Annotated in this window: 21 protein-coding genes; 6 read left to right on the forward strand and 15 right to left on the reverse strand. The window is 68.7% G+C overall.

The features are described from left to right. Positions 1-8: 8 nt before the first annotated feature. Genes hpaE through G9U51_RS03075 form a run of 9 tightly spaced genes read right to left on the reverse strand, consistent with a single transcriptional unit; the run spans position 9 to position 10,583 of the window. Positions 9-1,535 carry a 5-carboxymethyl-2-hydroxymuconate semialdehyde dehydrogenase gene (gene hpaE, locus G9U51_RS03035; RefSeq protein WP_166192974.1) on the reverse strand — a complete coding sequence of 509 codons (1,527 nt, stop codon included), beginning with the start codon at positions 1,533-1,535 and terminating at the stop codon, positions 9-11. Beyond that, positions 1,532-2,503 carry a 4-hydroxy-tetrahydrodipicolinate synthase gene (gene dapA, locus G9U51_RS03040; RefSeq protein WP_166192977.1) on the reverse strand — a complete coding sequence of 324 codons (972 nt, stop codon included), beginning with the start codon at positions 2,501-2,503 and terminating at the stop codon, positions 1,532-1,534. Before dapA ends, hpaE begins: the two co-directional genes overlap by 4 nt. Then, positions 2,487-3,878 (reverse strand): fumarylacetoacetate hydrolase family protein, encoded by a 1,392-nt coding sequence (locus G9U51_RS03045; protein WP_166192980.1) that lies wholly within the window; start codon positions 3,876-3,878, stop codon positions 2,487-2,489. Before G9U51_RS03045 ends, dapA begins: the two co-directional genes overlap by 17 nt. Beyond that, positions 3,875-5,311: an aldehyde dehydrogenase family protein gene (locus tag G9U51_RS03050; RefSeq protein WP_166192983.1), complete on the reverse strand. Its 1,437-nt coding sequence runs from the start codon at positions 5,309-5,311 to the stop codon at positions 3,875-3,877. The genes G9U51_RS03045 and G9U51_RS03050 overlap by 4 nt, the downstream gene beginning before the upstream one ends. Beyond that, positions 5,308-6,990 (reverse strand): thiamine pyrophosphate-binding protein, encoded by a 1,683-nt coding sequence (locus G9U51_RS03055; protein WP_166192990.1) that lies wholly within the window; start codon positions 6,988-6,990, stop codon positions 5,308-5,310. Before G9U51_RS03055 ends, G9U51_RS03050 begins: the two co-directional genes overlap by 4 nt. Beyond that, positions 6,987-7,781 (reverse strand): amino acid ABC transporter ATP-binding protein, encoded by a 795-nt coding sequence (locus tag G9U51_RS03060; RefSeq protein ID WP_166192993.1) that lies wholly within the window; start codon positions 7,779-7,781, stop codon positions 6,987-6,989. Before G9U51_RS03060 ends, G9U51_RS03055 begins: the two co-directional genes overlap by 4 nt. A gap of 13 nt (positions 7,782-7,794) precedes the next feature. Further along, the gene (locus G9U51_RS03065) at positions 7,795-8,661 is read right to left on the reverse strand and encodes an amino acid ABC transporter permease (RefSeq protein WP_207947982.1); all 867 of its coding nucleotides are present in this window, start codon (positions 8,659-8,661) and stop codon (positions 7,795-7,797) included. Next, entirely contained in the window at positions 8,658-9,605 is a 948-nt protein-coding gene (locus G9U51_RS03070; RefSeq protein ID WP_166192996.1) for a transporter substrate-binding domain-containing protein, read from the reverse strand. The genes G9U51_RS03065 and G9U51_RS03070 overlap by 4 nt, the downstream gene beginning before the upstream one ends. Positions 9,606-9,614: 9 nt before the next feature. Beyond that, the gene (locus G9U51_RS03075; protein ID WP_166192999.1) at positions 9,615-10,583 is read right to left on the reverse strand and encodes an MBL fold metallo-hydrolase; all 969 of its coding nucleotides are present in this window, start codon (positions 10,581-10,583) and stop codon (positions 9,615-9,617) included. A gap of 124 nt (positions 10,584-10,707) precedes the next feature. Here G9U51_RS03075 and G9U51_RS03080 point away from each other — a divergent pair, with 124 nt between their 5' ends. Further along, entirely contained in the window at positions 10,708-11,586 is an 879-nt protein-coding gene (locus tag G9U51_RS03080) for a LysR family transcriptional regulator (protein ID WP_166193002.1), read from the forward strand. A gap of 196 nt (positions 11,587-11,782) precedes the next feature. Here G9U51_RS03080 and G9U51_RS03085 read toward each other — a convergent pair whose 3' ends face one another. Continuing rightward, positions 11,783-12,031, reverse strand: coding sequence for an AbrB/MazE/SpoVT family DNA-binding domain-containing protein (locus G9U51_RS03085; RefSeq protein ID WP_166193005.1), 249 nt, complete (start codon positions 12,029-12,031; stop codon positions 11,783-11,785). A 70-nt stretch (positions 12,032-12,101) separates the two neighbouring features. Here G9U51_RS03085 and G9U51_RS03090 point away from each other — a divergent pair, with 70 nt between their 5' ends. Next, positions 12,102-12,893 (forward strand): class I SAM-dependent methyltransferase, encoded by a 792-nt coding sequence (locus G9U51_RS03090; RefSeq protein WP_166193008.1) that lies wholly within the window; start codon positions 12,102-12,104, stop codon positions 12,891-12,893. Between the two features lie 269 nt (positions 12,894-13,162). Here the strand turns inward: G9U51_RS03090 and soxR are convergent, their stop codons facing one another. Then, positions 13,163-13,639 carry a redox-sensitive transcriptional activator SoxR gene (soxR, locus tag G9U51_RS03095; protein WP_166193011.1) on the reverse strand — a complete coding sequence of 159 codons (477 nt, stop codon included), beginning with the start codon at positions 13,637-13,639 and terminating at the stop codon, positions 13,163-13,165. 61 nt (positions 13,640-13,700) lie between these two features. On the opposite strand from soxR, the gene G9U51_RS03100 reads away from it, so the two are divergent. Together G9U51_RS03100 and G9U51_RS03105 are read left to right on the forward strand one after the other, a co-directional pair. Beyond that, the gene (locus G9U51_RS03100; protein ID WP_166193014.1) at positions 13,701-15,104 is read left to right on the forward strand and encodes an MFS transporter; all 1,404 of its coding nucleotides are present in this window, start codon (positions 13,701-13,703) and stop codon (positions 15,102-15,104) included. Positions 15,105-15,204: 100 nt separating this feature from the next. Then, positions 15,205-15,624, forward strand: coding sequence for a peptidase inhibitor family I36 protein (locus G9U51_RS03105; RefSeq protein WP_166193017.1), 420 nt, complete (start codon positions 15,205-15,207; stop codon positions 15,622-15,624). A gap of 102 nt (positions 15,625-15,726) precedes the next feature. Here G9U51_RS03105 and G9U51_RS03110 read toward each other — a convergent pair whose 3' ends face one another. Next, positions 15,727-16,422, reverse strand: coding sequence for a VOC family protein (locus tag G9U51_RS03110; RefSeq protein WP_166193021.1), 696 nt, complete (start codon positions 16,420-16,422; stop codon positions 15,727-15,729). 84 nt (positions 16,423-16,506) lie between these two features. Between G9U51_RS03110 and G9U51_RS03115 the strand changes: the two genes are divergently transcribed. Both G9U51_RS03115 and G9U51_RS03120 read left to right on the forward strand, forming a co-directional pair. Further along, a complete protein-coding gene (locus tag G9U51_RS03115; RefSeq protein ID WP_166193024.1) occupies positions 16,507-16,797 on the forward strand; it encodes a hypothetical protein in 291 nt (96 codons plus the stop codon). Positions 16,798-16,836: 39 nt separating this feature from the next. Beyond that, positions 16,837-17,808, forward strand: coding sequence for a bile acid:sodium symporter family protein (locus G9U51_RS03120; RefSeq protein ID WP_166193027.1), 972 nt, complete (start codon positions 16,837-16,839; stop codon positions 17,806-17,808). Here the strand turns inward: G9U51_RS03120 and G9U51_RS03125 are convergent. The 3 genes from G9U51_RS03125 to G9U51_RS03135 form a co-directional block, all read right to left on the reverse strand. Further along, positions 17,805-18,290 (reverse strand): mycothiol transferase, encoded by a 486-nt coding sequence (locus G9U51_RS03125; protein WP_166193030.1) that lies wholly within the window; start codon positions 18,288-18,290, stop codon positions 17,805-17,807. The two genes, G9U51_RS03120 and G9U51_RS03125, sit on opposite strands and share 4 nt — an antisense overlap. 81 nt (positions 18,291-18,371) lie before the next feature. Then, on the reverse strand, positions 18,372-18,797 hold the full coding sequence (locus G9U51_RS03130; RefSeq protein ID WP_166193836.1) for a type II toxin-antitoxin system VapC family toxin: 426 nt from the start codon (positions 18,795-18,797) through the stop codon (positions 18,372-18,374). Continuing rightward, positions 18,794-19,048 (reverse strand): type II toxin-antitoxin system Phd/YefM family antitoxin, encoded by a 255-nt coding sequence (locus tag G9U51_RS03135; protein WP_166193033.1) that lies wholly within the window; start codon positions 19,046-19,048, stop codon positions 18,794-18,796. The genes G9U51_RS03130 and G9U51_RS03135 overlap by 4 nt, the downstream gene beginning before the upstream one ends. Positions 19,049-19,104: the final 56 nt, after the last annotated feature.

Consider the following 19,104-nt stretch of genomic DNA (forward strand, 5'->3'; position numbering starts at 1 on the left):
GTCTCCTGTCATCGGTTCGAGGTCGCGGAGGCAGCGGGCTGGCGCGCCGCTCCGAAGATGGGGGTGTGAACCGGGCCGGTGGTCAGATGCACCGCTTGCTGTTCGCTGTAGAAGTCCAGAGATCGGTAACCGCCCTCCTGCCCGAGCCCGGAGGCCTTCACCCCGCCGAACGGGGTGCGCAGGTCGCGCACGTTGTGGGAGTTGATCCACACCATGCCGGCGTCGACGGCGTCCGCCACCCGGTGCGCCCGGTCCAGGTCGCGGGTCCAGATGTATGCCGCCAGCCCGTACCGGGTGTCATTGGCAAGGCGAACCGCATCCGCTTCGGTGTCGAAGGGGGTGACCGCGACGACCGGGCCGAAGATCTCCTCCTGGAAGATGCGGGCTCGCGGATCCACATCGGCGAACACCGTCGGAGCCACGAAGTTGCCGTCCGGGAGGTCGGCCGGCCGGTCGCCCCCGGCGAGCAACCGGCCCTCACCCTTGCCGAGCTCGACATAACTCATCACCTTCGCGAAATGCTCTGGGTGGACGAGCGCACCGACCTCGGTGGTGGGGTCGGACGGGTCGCCGACCACGATCGCCGCGGCTCGCTCGGCGAGCCGGGCACAGTAGTCGTCATACACCTGCCGTTGCACGAGCACGCGGCTGCCGGCGGTGCAACGTTCACCGTTGAGCGAGAACACCCCGAAGACCGTGGAGTCGACGGCGGCGTCCAGGTCGGCGTCGGCGAAGATCACCGCCGGCGACTTGCCGCCCAGCTCCATCGACAGACCCTTGAGGAAGGGTGCCGACCGCTCGAAAATCGTTGCGCCCGTTGAGCTTTCGCCGGTGAAGGAGATCAGCGGGACGTCGGGATGACGCACCAGCGCATCACCGGCACTCTCGCCGAGTCCGTTGACGAGGTTGAAGACGCCGGTCGGCAGGCCGGCTGCGGCGAAGATCTCGCCCCACAGGCTCGCCGACAATGGCGTGAACTCGGCTGGCTTGAGCACGACAGTGCAGCCGGCGGCCAGCGCCGGGGCGAGCTTCCAGCTCTCCAGCATGAACGGGGTGTTCCAGGGGGTGATCAGCCCGGCGACGCCGACCGGCTTGCGGTTGACATAGTTCAACTGGGCGCCGGGCACCGCGTAGACATCGTCGCGCTGGGCGACGATCAGGTCGGCGAAGAAGCGGAAGTTCTCGGCGGCACGTGCCGCCTGGCCCCGCGCCTGGGTGATCGGCAGGCCGGAGTCGAAGGACTCCCAGGTGGCGAGCCGGTCCCGGCGCGCCTCGATCTCGTCGGCCACCCGGGCGAGGCAGCGCGCTCGGTCCCGGGCGCGCAGCCGGGACCAGCTCCCGGACTCGAAGGCCTTGCGCGCGGCGGCGACCGCTCGTGCGACGTCCGCGGTCTGACCGGAGGCCGCCCGCAGGTATGCCGTGTTGCTCACCGGATCGAGGACCTCGAGGGTCTCCCCGCCGATGCTGTCGACGTCGACGCCGTCGATGTGGTGGCGCAGCAGCTCGGGCAGATCAGTGGGCGGTGTAGCGATCATCGGCCGGCCTCCATCAGGGGTGCCGTGGCACCGGATAGCGATTCGGTCGGTGGGGGAGACAGGTAGTCGGCACCGGCCGCGAGCAGTTCCTCGACGCGGGTGCGACCGGCGGCGGTCAGGCCGGCGAGCGGGGGACGCACGTGCGGCGAGGCGATGACTCCGCGTTCGGCCAGCACGTGTTTGCCGGGTGCCGGGTTGGTCTCGACGAACAGCAGGTCGACCAGGGGGTGCAGCCCGTAGTGGATGCGCCGGGCGCCGTCGTGGTCGCCGGCGATCCAGTGGTCGTACATCAGCGCGCTCGCCGCTGGGGCCAGGTTCGCGGCGGCGCTGATGAACCCGGCGCCGCCGAGTGACAGCAGCGGCAGGCACAACAGCTCGATGCCGGACCACACCATCAGCTCCGGCCCGCACCGGTGCAGCACCCGGGAGAAGTGCTGGAAGTCCGCGGTTGTCTCCTTGACCCCGATGAAGTTGTCGACGGCCCGGAAGAGCCGCTCGACCGTCTCCGGTGCAATGTCGACACAGGTGCGGCTCGGCACGTTGTAGGCGATGATCGGCAGGTCCGGGAACTCACCGGCGATGGTGGTGTACCACCGCACCAGCGCCTCCTGGGTCGGCTTCACGTAGTACGGCGTGATGATCAGCGCGGCGTCCGCCCCGGCGTCGCGGGCGACCGCGGTGAGCTCGAGAGTCTCGTCCAGCTTCGCCGTGCCGGTGCCGGCGAGGAACGGAACCCGGTCACCGACCTCGTCCGCGACCGCGCGAATGGCCGCTGCGCGTTCGCTGATCGTCTGTGAGCTCGGTTCGCCGGTCGAACCGCCGATGGAAACGCCATGCGATCCCTGGTCGAGCTGCCAGGCGACCATCCGGCGCAGGCTGGGCAGATCGAGCTGTCCGTCGTCGCCGAAGGGGGTCATCAACGCGGCGATCGAGCCGGTCAGCCGCCACGGGTCAGTTCGGAACTTCATCGGCTCTCCTTGCCAGATACTGTTCTCGCCATTGGGAATTCATCGGATAGAGGCCCTCGAGCGGTGCGCCCTCGGCCACCCGGTCGGCAATGAACCGCTCCTGCCGCTCCTGCTCGATCGCGTCGGCCACCACCTCGTCGAATATGGCCGGAGGTATGACGACCACCCCGTCGTCGTCGCCGACAAGCACGTCGCCCGGCAGGACCGCTACTCCTCCGCAGGTGACCGCGACGTCGGTCTCCCACGGCACGTGGCAACGCCCCAGCACCGATGGATGGGCGCCGGTCGCGAAGACCGGCAGCCCCACGGCCGCGACCTCGGCGTGATCTCGCACCGCGCCATCGCTGACGACCCCAGCCGCGTGGCGGTGCGCTGCCCGCAGCGCGAGGATGTCGCCGAGGGTCCCGGCATACGTCTGACCGCGGGCCTCGATCACCAGCACCTCGCCTGGGCCGATGGCGTCGAACGCGGCCTTCTGGGCGTTGTGGCCTCCGCCATGCTCGGCGAACAGGTCCTCCCGGAAGCCGATGAACCGCAGGGTGCGCGCCCGGCCGACCAGCCGCATCCCCGGGACGAGGGGGTGGACGCCGTCCAGGCTGGTCGCCACCAGGCCTCGGCGGCGCAGTTGCGAGTTCAGCGTCGCGGTGGTCACCGAAGATGCCGCACGGCGCCGCTCCTCGTCGAGGACGAACTCAGGCGCGCCGGTGCCTGCCGGAGGCGCGGCGATGCCCGGCTCGCGCAGGGCCGGCCCGTCGACAACTTCGGTTCGCAGCCGCCCGGTGCTGCGTATGCCGTCGCTCACCTCGACCTCGATCAGGTCACCCGGTTTGGCGGTGCCAGCACCGGCCGGTGTGCCGGTGAGGATCACATCGCCCGCCTCGAGCGTGATCAACTCGGACAGATCGCTCACCAGCCGGGCGAAGCCGAAAAGCAACTGGTCGGAATAGTCGTCCTGCACGAGAGTGCCGTTGAGCCAAGTCCGTAGCCGCAGCCGCCAAGGATCGACAACGCGGGCGTCGAGACCGTTGGCCGCCACAGCCGTGTACCCATCCGCCCCCTTGCTGCGCAGGTTGGACCCGCGGTCGATCGCCTTCAGGCCGGGCAGGCCCAAGTCGTTGGCCACGGTCACCGTGGCCACGTGCTCCCAGGCGCGGTCCTCGCTCACCCCGCGGGCCGGCGTGCCGATGACCAGGGCGATCTCACCTTCGAAGGTGAGTGATCCGGCACCGGGCGGGCGGGCCACCGGGCCGCCGGAGCTCACCGAGGTGCCAGGTTTGAGGAAGTATGACGGGTGCTTCGGCGTCGCTCCGCGCTCGGCGGCGCGGCTGCGGTAGTTGACGTGCACCGCGATGACTTTCCCGGGGCGCGTGGTCATGACCGATCCTTCGCGGCGCCGACGAGCGCCTTGGGGACGAGATATTCGCTGATGCCGTGGCGCCCTCGTTCGCGGCCGTAGCCCGAGTGCTTCACGCCGCCGAAGGGCGCCTGCGGGTTGGTGGGTACGGCTCCGAGGAAGACCATCCCGGCGCGCAGCTGGGACGCAACTTCCCGTTCGGCCTTCGGATCGCCGCCGATCACCCCGGCCGCAAGGCCGTAGTCGGTGTCGTTGGCGAGCTGCACCGCCTCGGCCACCGAGTCATAGGCCTGCAAGACAAGGACCGGGCCGAAAATCTCCTCTCGCACGATCGTCATCTCGGGCCGGGTGTCGGAGAAGACCGTTGGCCGCACGAACCAGCCGCGCTCGCGCGGGCGATCGCTGCCGCCGGCGACCAGCCGGGCACCTTCCGCGAGGCCGCGGTCAATGAAGGCGAGCACCCGATCCCGTTGAGTGCGCGAGACGAGCGGACCGAGCGTTTCACCCAGGCGGACTTCAGCGACCGCGTCGGCCGCGATCCGCTCGACCTCGGCCAGCCGGTCGCGAGGGACGATGAGCCGGGTGAGCGCCGCACAGGTCTGTCCGCTATTGACGAAGCAGCGGGCCACTCCGTAGCGCACCGCCTCCTCCAGATCCGCATCCGGCAGCACCACCAATGGGCTCTTGCCGCCGAGTTCGAGCGACACCCGGGTGACAGTGCCGGACGCAGCGGCCGCGACGGCGCGGCCCGCGCTCGTGCTGCCAGTCAGCGATACCAGGTCGATGCGGTGGTCGGCGGCGAGCACGGCGCCGATATCGGCATCACCGAGGACGACACTGCAGATACCGGTGGGGACGTCGTGTCCACACCTGCCTAGGGCGGTTCGCGCGTCGGCGAAAACCTCGGCGAGCACGATCGCGGTCAGTGGAGTGACCTCGCTCGGCTTGAGCACGATCGCGCAACCGGCGGCGAGCGCGGGACCGACCTTGAGCGCAGCTTGATAGAGCGGAAAGTTCCACGGCGTGATGCCGACGACGACGCCGGCCGGCTCGTGCACCACCACGGTGTCACCGATGGTCTCGGGCGCCAGGGCTTGCCGCAGCAGCCGGGCCGCGTCCTGCAGCGCGCCGATCGCGGACTGGACCTGCAGCACGCGAGCCTGCGCGGCCGGCATACCGACCTCGGCGGTGATGAGCTCGGTCAACTCGTCTTCCCGCTCCTGCACCAAGGTCGCCATCCGCTCGACGAGCGCGGCGCGTACCGACGGGGGAGTAGCCGCCCACGCCGGCTGGTCGCGGACTGCGGCGGCGACCGCTGAGCGTGCGGTGTCGGCGTCGGCGAGTTCGACCTCGGCGATCACGTCCTCGGTGTGCGGGGACACCACATCGGCGCGATGTCCGGTCGGTGCGGTCCACTCGCCGTCGACGAAGCTGGTGACGTGTGCGGTCGTCATCGCGCTGCCTCCTCGCCGTAGCTCGGTTCCGCGATCAGGTCCCACGGTGAGGGCATGTCACCGACCGGCACCTCCACCAAGAGCGGACGCCGGGTGCCGCGGGCGGCTCGGATAACGGTGGTCAGGTCCTCGGGGGTCTTCACCAGTTCGTGCCGGACGCCGTATGCCGAAGCCAGGCCGGCGAAATCGGGGTTATGCAGTTCGACGCCGAGGGTGCGGCCGAAGGTGTCCTGCTGGATGCGCTCGACATTGCCGAACGAACCGTTGACGAAGACGACCGTCACCAGGCCGAGCTCATATCTCGCGGCGGTGGCGAGCTCTGGCAGGCACCAGCCGAAGCCACCGTCGCCGGTGATCGCGACGACCGGGCGGTCGGGGTCGGCGGCCTGGACACCCAGTCCGGTGGGGAAGCCGTAGCCGAGCGTGCCCTGATAACCCGGCGTGACGTAGGTGCCCGGTTGGTAGACGGGGTAGGCGATCCGGGAGGGATAACCCACCTGGGTCAGCTCGTCCACCAGGACGCCGTCGTCGGGCAGGGCCGCCCGGATCGCTTCGAGCCACTGCACCTGCGGCTGGATCTCACGCAACAACTCCTCGGACCGGCGGCGCAAGTCGGAGAGGTCTGGCGCCGGTCGCGCCTGGGTGGGGAGGGCGGCTAGGAGTGCGGTCAGCGCGGAGTGCGCGTCGGTCGTCAGGACGGCGTCATACTGTCGCGGCTCGCCCAGGTCGGCCGGGTCGGCGTTGATCCCGATCAGCCGGTGCCGGCCGGCTCCGTGCACGACCGGGCGACCCTGCTGGGTCATGAAGCGAGTGCCGACGGCGATGACGGTGTCGGCGCGGTCGAGCAACGGGCCACCGGTGAGCCGGCTCATGGCCAGCGGGTGGCGGTCGGAGAGCGCACCGCGGCCGTTGCGGCTCATCACCACCGGCGCGCCGAGACGCTCGGCGAGTTCTTGCAGGGCCGCCGAGCTGGGCGCGTCACGCACGCCGCCGCCGGCATACAGCACCGGGTTCTTGGCCTCGCCGATCAGCCGCACCACCTGGCGCACGTCCTCGGGGTCCGGCGCGAGTGGTGTGACCGGGCGGGACGGGACGAGTTCGGCGTCACTGAGCGATTTGAGAACGTCCGGTGGCACCTCGACCGCGACCGGCCGCGGCCGCCCCGATCGGACCTGTTGGAAGGCCTCTGCAATGGCGTCCGGCACGTCCTCGGGTGAGGTGACCAGGCGGTGCCATTTGGTGAGCGACCGCAGCAGCCTGCTCTGCTCGGGGATCTCGTGCAGCATCCCGTAACCGCGCCCGATCGTCGGCGAGGGGATCTGCCCGACGATGAGGACCATCGGGCTACTGCAGGCGTATGCCGTGGCCAGCGCGGCTCCGGCGTTGAGCAGGCCGGGACCCGGGACGACCAGGCAGACGCCGGGCTTGCCGGCCACCCGGGCGTAGCCGTCGGCCATATAGGCCGCACCCTGCTCGTGCCGGGCGACCACAAAGTCCAGCCCCTTGCCCTGTTGGGCGATGCCGTCGACGGCATAGTCGAGTTGGATGCCCGGCACACCGAACACGGTGGTGACGCCTTCGGCGACGAGTTGTGCGGCGAGCAGTTCGCCGCCGGTCTGGCGGGAGGTCATCGGTGGGACTTCCTGGCTGGGGGAGGGATCGGTGCGCAGGGCGGTCATCGGCGGATCGCCGTCAAGAAGGTGCGGGTGCGCTGGTGGCTGGGGTTGCCGAGCACGGTCGCGGGATCGCCGATCTCGACGATCGTCCCGTCGTCCATGAAGGCGATCCGGTCGGCGACATCACGGGCGAACCCCATCTCGTGGGTGACCACCACCATCGTCATGCCGGTCCGGGCGAGGCCGCGCATGACATCGAGCACCTCGCCGACCAGCTCGGGGTCCAGGGCCGAGGTGGGTTCGTCGAAGAGCATCAGCTTGGGGCGCATCGCGAGGGCGCGGGCGATCGCGACGCGTTGCTGCTGACCGCCGGACAGCTGGGCCGGGTAGTGGTCGGCGTGCGTGCTCAACCCGACCCGCTCGAGCAGGCCCTGGGCCCGCTCGCGCACCTCGCCGATCGGTTCGCGCCGGACACGCACCGGCGCCTCGACGATGTTCTCCAGCACGGTCATATGCGGGAAGAGGTTGAAGCGCTGGAACACCATGCCGATCTCGCGGCGCTGGCGGGCGACCATCCGCGGCCGCATCCGCCGCAGGCGTCCGCCCTCGGCGATATGCCCGATCGGGGTGTCTTCCAGGAAGACGACGCCGTCGTCGACGGTCTCCAGTTCGTTGATGCACCGCAGCAGGGTCGACTTGCCAGACCCGCTCGGCCCGATCAGGCACAGCACTTCGCCACGATCGATCTGCAGGTCGACACCGCGCAGCACCTCGTGGTCGCCGAAGCTTTTGCGCACGCCGGAAAGCCGCACCAAGGCCTCACGCGCTGTGGGTTTTTCCAATTGAGCGGTCATGATGCGGGCCCTCCTATCGCTGGTGGCCGCGGGAGAGGCGGCGCTCGAGGAAGTGCTGGCCGATGCTGAGCACCGAAACGATCACGAGATACCAAAAACTCGCAACGGCGAGCAGTTCCATCGTTCGGTAATTGACCGCGCTGATGTTCTCGACCGCGGTCAGCAAGTCACCGCCGGCGATCACCGACACCAGCGAACTGGCTTTGAGCAGCGAGATGAATTGGTTGCCTGTCGGCGGGATGATCACCCGCAGGGCCTGCGGCAGGACGATGCGACGCATGGCGAGCGACGACGTCATACCGAGCGCGGTCGCGGCCTCGCCCTGCCCGACATCGACGGCGAGTATACCGCCGCGCACGATCTCTGCCATATAGGCCGCCTCGTGCAAGCCGAGCCCCAGGCAGGCGGCCACCGTGGCGGTGACCACTTTGTTGGTGTTGGCCTCGACCAGCACGATCTGGGTGAACGGAATACGCAGGCTCAAGGTGGCAAAGAGCAGACCGAGGTTGCCCCACACCAGCAATTGCACGAGCAGCGGCACGCCCCGGAAGAACCAGATATAGGCGAAGGCCACCGCCTGCAGCACACGGTTGCTGGACATCCGCGCCAGCGCCACGAGGGTGCCGAGCACCAAGCCGATCACCATGCCCACGATCGACATGACGAAGGTGGTGAGCAGCCCTCGCAACACGGGCCCCGCGGTGAGGTTGCGGGTGATCACCCCGTAGTCGAGGTTCTTGTTGGTGGCGAGCGAGGCGATGAGGGCCGCGACGATCGCCATCGCGACGGCCGCGCCCGCCCAGGTGCCCCAGTGCCGCTCGGCATACGGCTGCCTGTCCCGGCGCAGCGGCACATCCTTGGGCGTGAGAACCTGGCTCACTTGAACGCACCCTTCCCCATTCCGTTGACCTGGAATTCGTCGGCTTTCAGGGCGTCATTACCCGCCAGGTATTTCGTCAGGATCTTGCCGTAGGTGCCGGACGCCTCGACCTTCCTCAGCGCGCCGATCAGCGCGTCGGAGAAGCCCGCCTGGTTCTTCGGTATGGCGATGGCGAAAACGCCACCGAGATAGGTTTTCGGCACGACCTGGAAGGTCTTCCCGCCGTCGACCTTCGCGGCGAGATACTTCATCGGGACGGTGCCACCGAGGAAGGCGTCGAGCTTGCCGGCCCGCACCTGGGTCTGCGCCGTGCTGAGATCGTCATACAACTTGAGGTCGATCGGCTTCTTGCCGCTCTTGGTGCATGCGGTGAGCTGCTTTTGCAGCAGGTCGGCCTGCGCACTACCGCGCAGAGTTCCCGCGGTGAGCCCGCACAGGCTCTCGATCGAGGTGATGTTCTTGGTCGAACTTTTCAGGGTGAGCAAGGACGAACTGACCCGGATCCAGTCGACCATGTCGAAGGTCTGCTCCCGTGGGGGAGTGTCGTTCATCACCGACCAGATCGCGTCGATGCGGTTGGCCTTCAGGGCCGGCACCAACCCGGGGAAGGGCGTCTCGACGATCTGCACCTTGACGCCGAGCACCTGACCGACGGCGGTGGAGAGCTCGGGGATGATCCCGACCGGCTGGTCACCCGGTTTGGTGATGAAGGGCGCGTTCGTCGTGGAGGAGCCGATGCGCAGCACCCCGGAGGATCTGACCGAGGCGGGCAGCTTGTCACGCAGGGCGGTGTCGGTCGTCAGGGACGGCCCGCCGCCCGGACTCGCGGCAGCATCGGTGGATCCGGAGCTGCCGCAGCCGCTGAGCGCGAGCACTCCGGCCAGGCATGAGGCCGCGGTGAAGGAGGTCGCGCGACGCGAAACGCGGTGTACAGACATGGGCATGATCGCCTCTCAAGGGGTCTCAGGAGTGGTGAAAACGACGGGGGAGGAGGGAGCGGCAGCGGCTCGTGATGGAGTCGCCGGCGAATGCCGTCCCTGGACGCCGACCGCGGGGCGGTCGGGCACGGTGATCGAGGTGTGGTGGGAGTCGAAGCGGATGGCGGTGAGGTCCGAGCCCACGATCAGATCGCCGGTGAAGCCGCCGCCACGCACCGCGGCGAGCAGATCCTCGACATGGCCGTCGTGCTCGGGGGAGGGCCACAGATGGGTCAGGGCCAGGACGTCGACCCCGGCTCGCTCCGCGAGCGCTGCGACCTCGTCGGGGCGTGCGTGATAGTCGATCGTGTGCTGCCGGTGGTCCGGAACCCGTTGTGGGTCAACGACTTCGTGCACCAGCACGCGAGCTTCGGCAGCGAGGCGCTCCACCTCGTCGCAGGCCCGGGTGTCACCGGAGACGACGACATTGCCGACGGGAGTTGCGATCCGGTAACCGGCCGCGGCGAGGACGGGCTCGTGGCGCACCGCGACGGCGTCGACCCGGGTGCTGCCGCGCCGCCATACCTCTTGCGGATCGGAGCTGGGCTGGAAGGTGAGCAGCTCGGGTTCGGCGATCCGGCGGACGCCGCGATGTGACCGGCGGAAGAGCAGGTCGCCCTGCAGGGGCTCCAGCGCGAGCCGGGCGAAATCGGCGGTGAGGCCGTCCGGCGTGACCACCGCGACGGAGTGCTCGGCGTCCATCAGCCAGGCCGAGACCAGCACGTCGCCAAGGTCGGTCGTGTGGTCGGAGTGGTGGTGGGTGAGCAGGACCGCGTCGATCTCGTCGGCCCGGAGCCCGGCTTCGGCGAGGCGCAGCACGGTCGAGCGACCGGTGTCGATCTGGATGCCGGTGTCGGGAGTCTGCACGAACACGCCCGGCCCGGCGCGGCCGGGCACCGGCACCGGCGTTCCGGTGCCGGTCAGGGTCACGTTCACCTCGGTCATCCCGGCCGCCTCTCTGGTGTGCTCTATGTCACAGCCTGCGTGTGGTCTGCATTAAGCACAATGACAAGATTTGAACGCTGCCATAAGCTCAGCGAATATCACCTCGGAGAAGGGCGGCGTTCCCATGGATCGGCGACACCTCGAGTGCTTCGTCGCGATCGCGACGAGCGGGCGGATGGCGGAGGCCGCTCGGCAGTTGCATGTCTCGCAGCCGGCGTTGTCACAGACGATCAAAGCCTTGGAGCAGGAGCTCGGGATCGCGCTCTTTCATCGCTTGCCGAGGGGAGTGGCGCTGACCTCTGCGGGCGAGCGGTTGCTCGTGCCGGCCCGCCAGATGCTGCGCGATTTCGAGACGTTGACCGCCCAAGTGGCCGCCGTCCGTGGCATGCGCACCGGCCATGTCGATCTGATGACCTTGCCGGGGCTGATCTACGACCCGCTGGCGCGCTGGCTCGGCACCTATCGACGGCACTGGCCGGGGATCAGCGTGCGGATCGACCTGGTCGAGACTCCGCACGCCGTGGCCGAGGCGGTGCGCACAGGGGCGGCGGAACTCGGGCTCACCATCGACGTCTCAGCGGCTGAGGATTTGGCGACGACGCAGGTTGGTCATCAGGAACTGGTGGCCGTGTTCCCCGCTGGTATGGCGGGGGAGTTGTCGGCCGCGGACATCTCGTTGGAGGAACTCATGGAGTTGCGGTTGATCACCGGCAAGCGCGGCACGCTGATTCGCGATCTCGCCGAGGACTCGGCGCGGCGGCGGGGTGTGCAATGGCGGCCAGTCATCGAAATCGAGCGGCGCGACGCGGCCGTGGCCTTCGTCAGCGCTGGGGCCGGCGTGGCGGTGTTGCCCCAGGCGACCGGTGAGTTGCAGGCCAAGGAGTTAGTCATCACGCGGCGGCTGCGGCCGCGGATCCGTCGGCCGGTGTCTTTGGTGCACCGACGGGACGCCTTGTCGCCCGCGGCGGCCGCGCTGCGCGATGTCGCCCGGATGCACGAGTGACCACTTGTCCGACCGGGTATGCCGCCATCGCCTCGGCTGACCCGTGAGGTCGGCGCGTCGACCGGGGAGGGCTGCGTGAGGGGCGGGCCGGGGACAGCGCCGCTCTTGCGACTTGACATAATGTAGATTATCGGACATCTACTGAATGTGTGCGTCAGGTTCAGTCACTGAACCTGACGCTGACGCCACTGTCGGGCTATTCGCGCTCGGCGACGGCCTGGGCGCGAAGCGCAAACGCGATCGCACATGCAAGCGCGAGCGCAAGCACGGCTCCTGCCCAGCCAGGGGCCCGGGCGCCGCTGTGGCTGACAAGGAATCCAGAGGCCGCAGCACCGTCGGTATTCCGGGTGAAGGTCACCTTCGTGCCCGGCGTGAGTCGCAGCGCCTCGCGCACATCCTTAGGCACGGTGATCTGCCAGTTGCTGGTCATGGTGCCAGTCGACATACGCCCGCCTCCTTACCTGCCGTAGTTGACAGTAGCGCCGGTGCGACACGCGCCGGGTTAGAGTGCGCGGGTGGCGAACGACGTCGATCCGGTCGCTCACAACCGCGCTGCCTGGGATCGCCTGGCCGAGGAGAACATCGAATGGTCGGTGCCGGTCAGTGCGAAGGCGATCGCCAAGGCGCGTGCCGGCGACTGGTCGATCGTCCTGATCGGTCATGAGCCGGCGCCGCGCGACTGGTTCCCGTGGGATCTGGCCGGCGTGCGCACCCTCTGCCTTGCGTCCGGCGGCGGCCAGCAGGGTCCGATCCTCGCCGCGGCTGGGGCCAACGTGACGGTGTTCGACAACTCGCCCAACCAGTTGGCGCGTGACGACGAGGTTGCTGCCCGCGAGGGCCTCACCATTCGCACGGTGCTCGGTGACATGCGTGACCTGGGCGCGTTCGAGGACGGCAGCTTCGATCTCATCGTCAACCCGGTGTCCAATGTGTTCTGCCCCGACCTCAAGCCGGTCTGGCGGGAGGCCTTCCGGGTGCTGCGCCCCGGTGGGGCGATGCTCACCGGCTTCATGAACCCCGATGTCTACCTCTTCGACGAGGCGGCGCTCGACCGGCACCAGTTGGTGGTCGCCCACGAGTTGCCGTTCAGCTCGCTCGACCTGTCCGAGGAAGACCGGCAGAGCGCCTACGGGGACGGCCCGATCGAGTACAGCCACTCCCTCACTGCCCAGATCGGCGGCCAGCTCGCCGCCGGTTTCGTGCTCACTCACCTGACCGAAGCGCCGCACCACGCCGACGTCACCGCGAACTACTTCCCCGCCTACATCGCGACACGCGCGGTCAAGCCGACAACGGGAGTCGGCTGATCGTCGCGACCGAGGACCTCGAGGGTGGACTCCGCAGCAGGGTGCGGCGCGAGGGCGACCGCGTCATACGGACTCCCCTGCCGACGTATGCCGTCGACCTACTCCGCTTTCTGGAGAAGTCCGGCTGGCCATACGCGCCCCGAGTGCTCGACGCGGATGCGACGGCGACCGCACGACCCTCGCAACACGATTTTTCGCACCAGCCCGGTGGGCCTTAGCCCGGTGGGCCTCATCGACTGGGAGTTGGCCGGTCCCGGTGAACTACGTGCCTACTCGGATGCGTCGGTCGACCCCAGCAGGCGCCGCGCGCCCGGCCCTTCGGCGCCGAGCTCGTCGTCGGGGTTGAGCAGTTTGCACGCCGTCATCGACAGGCAGCCGCAGCCAATACAGCCGGTGAGCTCGTGCTCGAGCCGCTCAAGTTCGCGGCGGCGTTCGACGAGGGTGGTGCGCCAAACCTTGGAGACGCGCCGCCAGTCCCCCGTCGTCGGCTTGGTGTCGTGCGGCAGCTCGGCGAGCGCCTGGGCGACGTCGGTGAGCGGTATGCCGAGTCGCTTGGCCACGACGATCAGCGAGACCCGGCGCACCATGTGCCGGTGGTAGCGCCGCTGGTTGCCGGTGGTGCGCTCTGCGCTGATCAGCCCGAGCTGCTCGTAGTAGTGCAGCGCCGATTTCGCCACACCGGTGCGCTCGGACACCTCACCAATGCTCAACAGTTGTTCAGGGCTCGGCCGGGTGGTCTGGGTCATGTCACGGAGCCTCGTCGTTTGGGGTTGAACTCAAGTCTACTTGAGTTTCTAGGTTGACTCCGTGACGACAACGACAACCAATACCGCGCCTTCAGCCACCTTCAGCGACCTCTTCCGCGACGGACACGCCGCCCCCGTCTCGATTCTCACCGGCGGCTTCTTGCTCGCCGCCCTGACGATGTACGTCACGACGGCGCTGATGCCCTCGGTCATCGCGGACATCGGCGGCGAGAAGCTCTACGCCTGGCCAACAACGATCTACGTCATTGCCTCGGTGGTCGGCGTCATGGGCGTCAGCCACCTGCTCGCCCAGCTCGGCCCCGCCGCGGCATACCTGGTGGCTTTCGGCACCTATCTCATCGGCGCCGCCGGCTGCGCGCTTGCATTCGGTATGCCGAGGCTGCTCGCCTCGCGCGGCATCGTCGGGCTCGGTGGTGGGCTGCTCTCCGGGCTCGGCTACGCCCTGGTGCGCACGGTTCTGCCCGCGCACCTGTGGGGTCGGGCGACCGCGCTCATCTCGGCAACCTTCGGGTTCGGCACGTTGGTCGGGCCGCTGCTCGGGGGTGTGTTCGCCCAGTTCGGCGCCTGGCGTGAGGCCTTCGCCCTCGTTGCGCTCGCGGGGCTGGGCCTCGCGCTCGCCACCCGGCGTACGTTCGCCGGTCACCCGCCGACGGGTGTTCGCGAGTCGTTCCCGGTCGGTTCGATGGTGTTGCTCACCGCGGCGGTGGCGCTGCTCAGCGTCGCCTCACTGCGCGGAGGGACGGTGCGCGCCGCGCTGCTCGTCCTCGCCACGATCGGATTGGTCGTCTTCCTCGGGTACGACCGCCGAGCCGCCTCCTCGGTGCTGCCACGGTCGGCATTCGACCGCCGCGCCCCGCTGCTCTGGCTGCTGGCCACCAACGCCTTCCTCACGGTGGCGGTCGTCAGCGAGGCCTTCGCGCCGTTCTTCGGACAGCGACTGGCGGGCCTGGCCCCGATCGTCGCCGGACTCTTCGGCGCCGCCGTGTCGGTCGGGTGGTCGTTCCTCGGGCTCCTCGGCGCGCGGGCGTCGGCCGCGGCGACGCAGGCGCGGCTGCTGGTCGCCGGGCCGATGCTGCTGGCCGCCGGGCTGTTCGCGGTCGCCCTGACCCAGCGCGCAGGGGCGGGTCCCGGTCTGGCTGCCGGCTGGTTCGTGCTCATGGTGCTTGCCGGCGGCGGGATCGGGCTGGCCTTCCCGGTGCTGAGCCAGGCGGTGATGAGCAACGTCGCCGACGAGCGCGAGGCCGCCAAGACCGCCGCCTGCATCCCGCTCATCGGCCTGATCGCACAGAGTGTCGGCGCGGCTCTGGCCGGTGTGCTCGTCAATGCCGGACTGCCGTCGCTGCCTCGTGCTGCCACCAACCTCTTCGTCGGGCTCGCGGTGCTCGCCCTGATGGGCGCGGTGACGGCGGTGGTGGCCAACCGCAGGGGCGCCTTCGCCCACTGAGACGCGCCATTCGACGTCCTGCTGTCGATGTGGTCGGAACCGTCCGGGCGGGTTGTCCCGTCGCAGCTTCGTAGTGATTCAACGACACAAGGGGAATGTCATGAAGGGGAAGATCACTCGACTGCTCTGCATCGCCGGCCTTGCTGCCGGCAGCGTGGTTGCCGCGCCCGCGGTCGGCAATGCCATGGCCGACGAGGCGCCCTGCCCGTCCGGCATGTGGTGCGTTTACGAGGACGTCGACTTCGGCGGACGCTGGATCCCGGCGCCCTATCACGGCGATCTGGCCTCCGAGGACTGGGACAAGATCAGCTCGGGCATCAACAACACGCAAAACACGATCTGCATGTATTCCTACCGCGGCGACGGCTCGGGCGACGCCGACCTCGTGATGGAAATGGGACCGGGCGATAACTACCTGTCGGCCAACTACGGCAACGATGAGATCGATGCCGTGCATGTCCTGGAAGGCGACCCGCAACCAGCGGACTGTCCCGAGCAATACCTGCCGCCGACCGTGTGAACGGTCCGGGACGCCTCGCCCTTCGCGGCGAGGCGTCCGGAGCTGTCAGGTGGTCCCGACCGGAGAGTTCATGGGCGGTGATAGACGCCGACGAACTGGGGGTTAACGGTCCGCTGTCGTCGACAGGTCGGCGCAGATGACGCCCCGGTTGCCGTCCGGGTCGGCGATCACGGTGAGGCCGGGCGCCTGACTGTCGTCGACGACCGTCCCTCCGGCCGCCACCGCAGCCGCGATCCTGTCCTTGACCACCTCGGGGGCGACGTAGACCTCGACGTGGAAGCGTTGTGTGTCATCTGCGTCGCCGAACCACAGATTCGGGACGCGAGCGGTCGCGTCCCGGATCTCGTCACCGGGCGTGCCGCGGCCCTGCGCCTGCGTGTCGCCGGTCAGCAGCGCCGCCCAGAACGGTGCGATCGTCGCCGAATCCTTGGTGTCCAGGCCGAGTTCGAGCTCGGCCACTGCAGCGGGGTCGGCGGTGAGGCCCTGCTCACGCGCGATGTCGCTGATCCGCTGCGCCAGGTCGACGTCCTGTTGGGTTGGCCACTCGACGACATACTCCGTGCCGTCGTCGTCGCGGTAGATCGCGTCGTCGGTGACCAGCTCGAGGTCGACATGTCCCGGACCGATCGTCAGCCGCGGGTAGTGACCGGCTGTGTCACCGGCCGCACCGATCGCGGTGGCGAATCGGGCGGCAGCTGCGAAGTCGGCGACCAGATACCGCGCATGCAGGCCCTGGGCGAGCTTGCGCCAGTCGGCGAGCTCGGCTGCGGCGATCTGCTCCCCCGTCAGAATGTCCATACCCTAGGACAGTACCCCCGTTTCGCACGGTGCCCGAAAAAATCCGCCTCGCTCGGCGGCGACCGGCCTGAGACGATCGCCCTCATGGTGCGCGCTGCGCGGCCGTCCGATGCCGACGACCTGATCGAGCTGTGGACCTTGCTGTTCGAGCCCTCCGCGACCGACCACGTATGGCGGGACGCGGCTCGCGACTGGTTCGAAGCGGTCGTCGCGGATCGGCATACGAACTGCTTTCCGGTGATCGAGGTGGGCGGCGCGCCGGTCGCAACGGCGATTGGCACCCTCGACATCGGTGTGCCGAGTCCGTTCTGCCTGCACGGCCGGACGGTTCAGCTCAAGAACGTGGCGCTGCCGGCCAGGGTCGGCGCCCGCTAGATTGCGCAGCGAAACTGATCGGAGCCGGAAGGGAGAGCGGTGGCCAAGTCCTGGCTCCGAGGTGTCTTCGACCCTCTCACGGTCGCTGTCACGATTGCGTTGATCGCGGGGCTGCTGCTGCCAGCACCCTCGTCGTGGCTGCCGACGGTGAACGTCATCGCCAAGGTGGCGATCGGATTCCTGTTCTTCCTCAACGGGATTCGCATCTCCACCAGTGACATCCTCGCCGGACTCAATCACTGGCGGATGCACACGACGATCCTGGCGATCACCTTCGTGGTGTTCCCGATCATCGGCTGGGCGATGCAGTTCCTGCCGTCGCTGATGCTGCGGCCCGAACTGCACGCGGGTGTGATGTTCATGTGCATGGTGCCCTCGACGGTGCAGGCCTCGATCGCGTTCACCTCGACCGCGGGTGGCAATGTGCCGGGGGCGATCATCAGCGCGACCTTGTCCAATCTCGCGGGCGTCGTTGCGACGCCACTGCTGGCGTATGCGCTGCTCTCCCCCGGCGGCAGCGTGACGATGAGTCCAGCCACGGCGCGCGACGTCGCGCTCACCCTGGTGCTGCCGTTCGTCCTCGGTCAGGTGGTCCGGCCACGGATCAAGGACTGGGTTGCTTCCCGGGAGCGCGTGCTGCGCAATGTGGGCCGCGAGTCGATCATGTTGGTGGTCTACGCGGCCTTCGCGACCGCGCAGGATCAGCACTTCTGGCGGCGGTTGGACGGCCTGGAGATCTTCCAGATGCTCGCGATGTCGGTGACCGTGCTGGTGCTGATTCTCGCGCTGAGCCGGTGGATCGCTCTGTCGCTTGGCTTCGACCGTGCCGACGCCATCGCGATCCAGTTCTGCGGGAGCAAGAAGGCGTTGGCCACCGGGCTGCCGATGGCGTCAATCTTGTTCTCCGGCAACGTGATTGGGCTGATCATTGTGCCGCTGCTGATCTTCCACCAGATCCAGCTCATCGGCTGTGCCTGGCTGGCCAACCTCTACGCCTCGCGACGGGCTTAATCCAGCACTAGCCACTGACGCCCGTCGATCAGCTCGGCCGCGGCGTCGGCGTGACCGGCATGCGCCGCGGTCTCGGCGATGACGTGCAGCACGACCTCGGCGACGGTGTCGAGATGGCGGGGATGGTCATCCGGCCACCAGACCGGAGCCGCTGCAAGACCCCGGCGCCGGACGATGGCGTCCGACCTCGCGGACGCTTCGGCATACCGCTGGAAGATCGTGGACGACCGGACGTCCGGCGGGTGCCATCCGTCAGCCGCCTCGATCTCGGCGCGGACGGTGGCGTCGCCGTCGATCACCGCGCCGAACCACCACATCTCGACGTCGACGGTGAGGTGGTGCACCAGCGCGAGCGGGGTCCAGCCGGACGGCAATGCGCTGCCGCGCAACTGCTCCTCGTCCAGCCCCTCGAAGGCGGACAGCAGGTGCCGCCGCTGCGCGGCGAGCACGGTGAGCAACAGTTCCTGATCGAGTTCTGACACGGGTGCTCCTTCAAGTCGTATGGCGGCCACGCGGGTTGCGTTGCCATCACTGTGACGGGCGGGGTGGCCCCGAATCGACACCTACCGGTTCGTGTCGAGCACGGCGAGGCCGAGCCGCTGCCAGGCATCGAGCAACCCCACGTCACCGCTCACTGCGACCAGCTGAGGCTCCCGCAGCGCCTCCGCACAGGCACAATGCACGGCGTCGTCGCCACGCAGCGCGAGTGGCTTCGCGAAGGATGCCGCCCGCGCCGCGAGCGAGGCGTCGAGTTCGACGATGTCCACGTCTGGCCACAACCGGTTGAAATGGCTCCAGGCGGTGGCATGTTGCCTCGACGTGAGCCGACGTCGTCGCTCTGCCATGGCGAGGGCAGTCGCCACCTCGACGTAGGTGAGCCGTGAGCTCGCTCGGCGGTTGGCGGCGTTCCATGCGCGCCGGCATACCTCTGTCGACGGCTCGTCGATGAGGATCGGAATGACCGCCGAGGTGTCGAGGTAGACGATCAGCGCCGTTGCTCCACGGCCAGGTCACTCACTCGCCCGCTCGTCCTGACGACTGGTGGGAGCGGCTCGGGGTGGGAACGCGCTCGGGTCACCACGCCTTCGGCGATGAGTCGTTCCAGCGGGCTCGGCTCGCCGATCGGCACGATTCGGGCGACCGGCCGCCCGTGATCGGTGACGACGATCTCCTCCCCCTGCCGGACGGCGGCGATGTGGCGACTCAAGCCGTCGCGCAACTCGCGGATGCCGAGGTCCATCAGGTGCCTGCTGTGGTCATCATCGCTGCGTCGATCGTAGCCACATTGGCATGATT

The organism is Metallococcus carri, from assembly GCF_011440275.1.
In the GTDB taxonomy this organism is placed as follows: Bacteria; Actinomycetota; Actinomycetes; order Actinomycetales; family Dermatophilaceae; genus Metallococcus; species Metallococcus carri.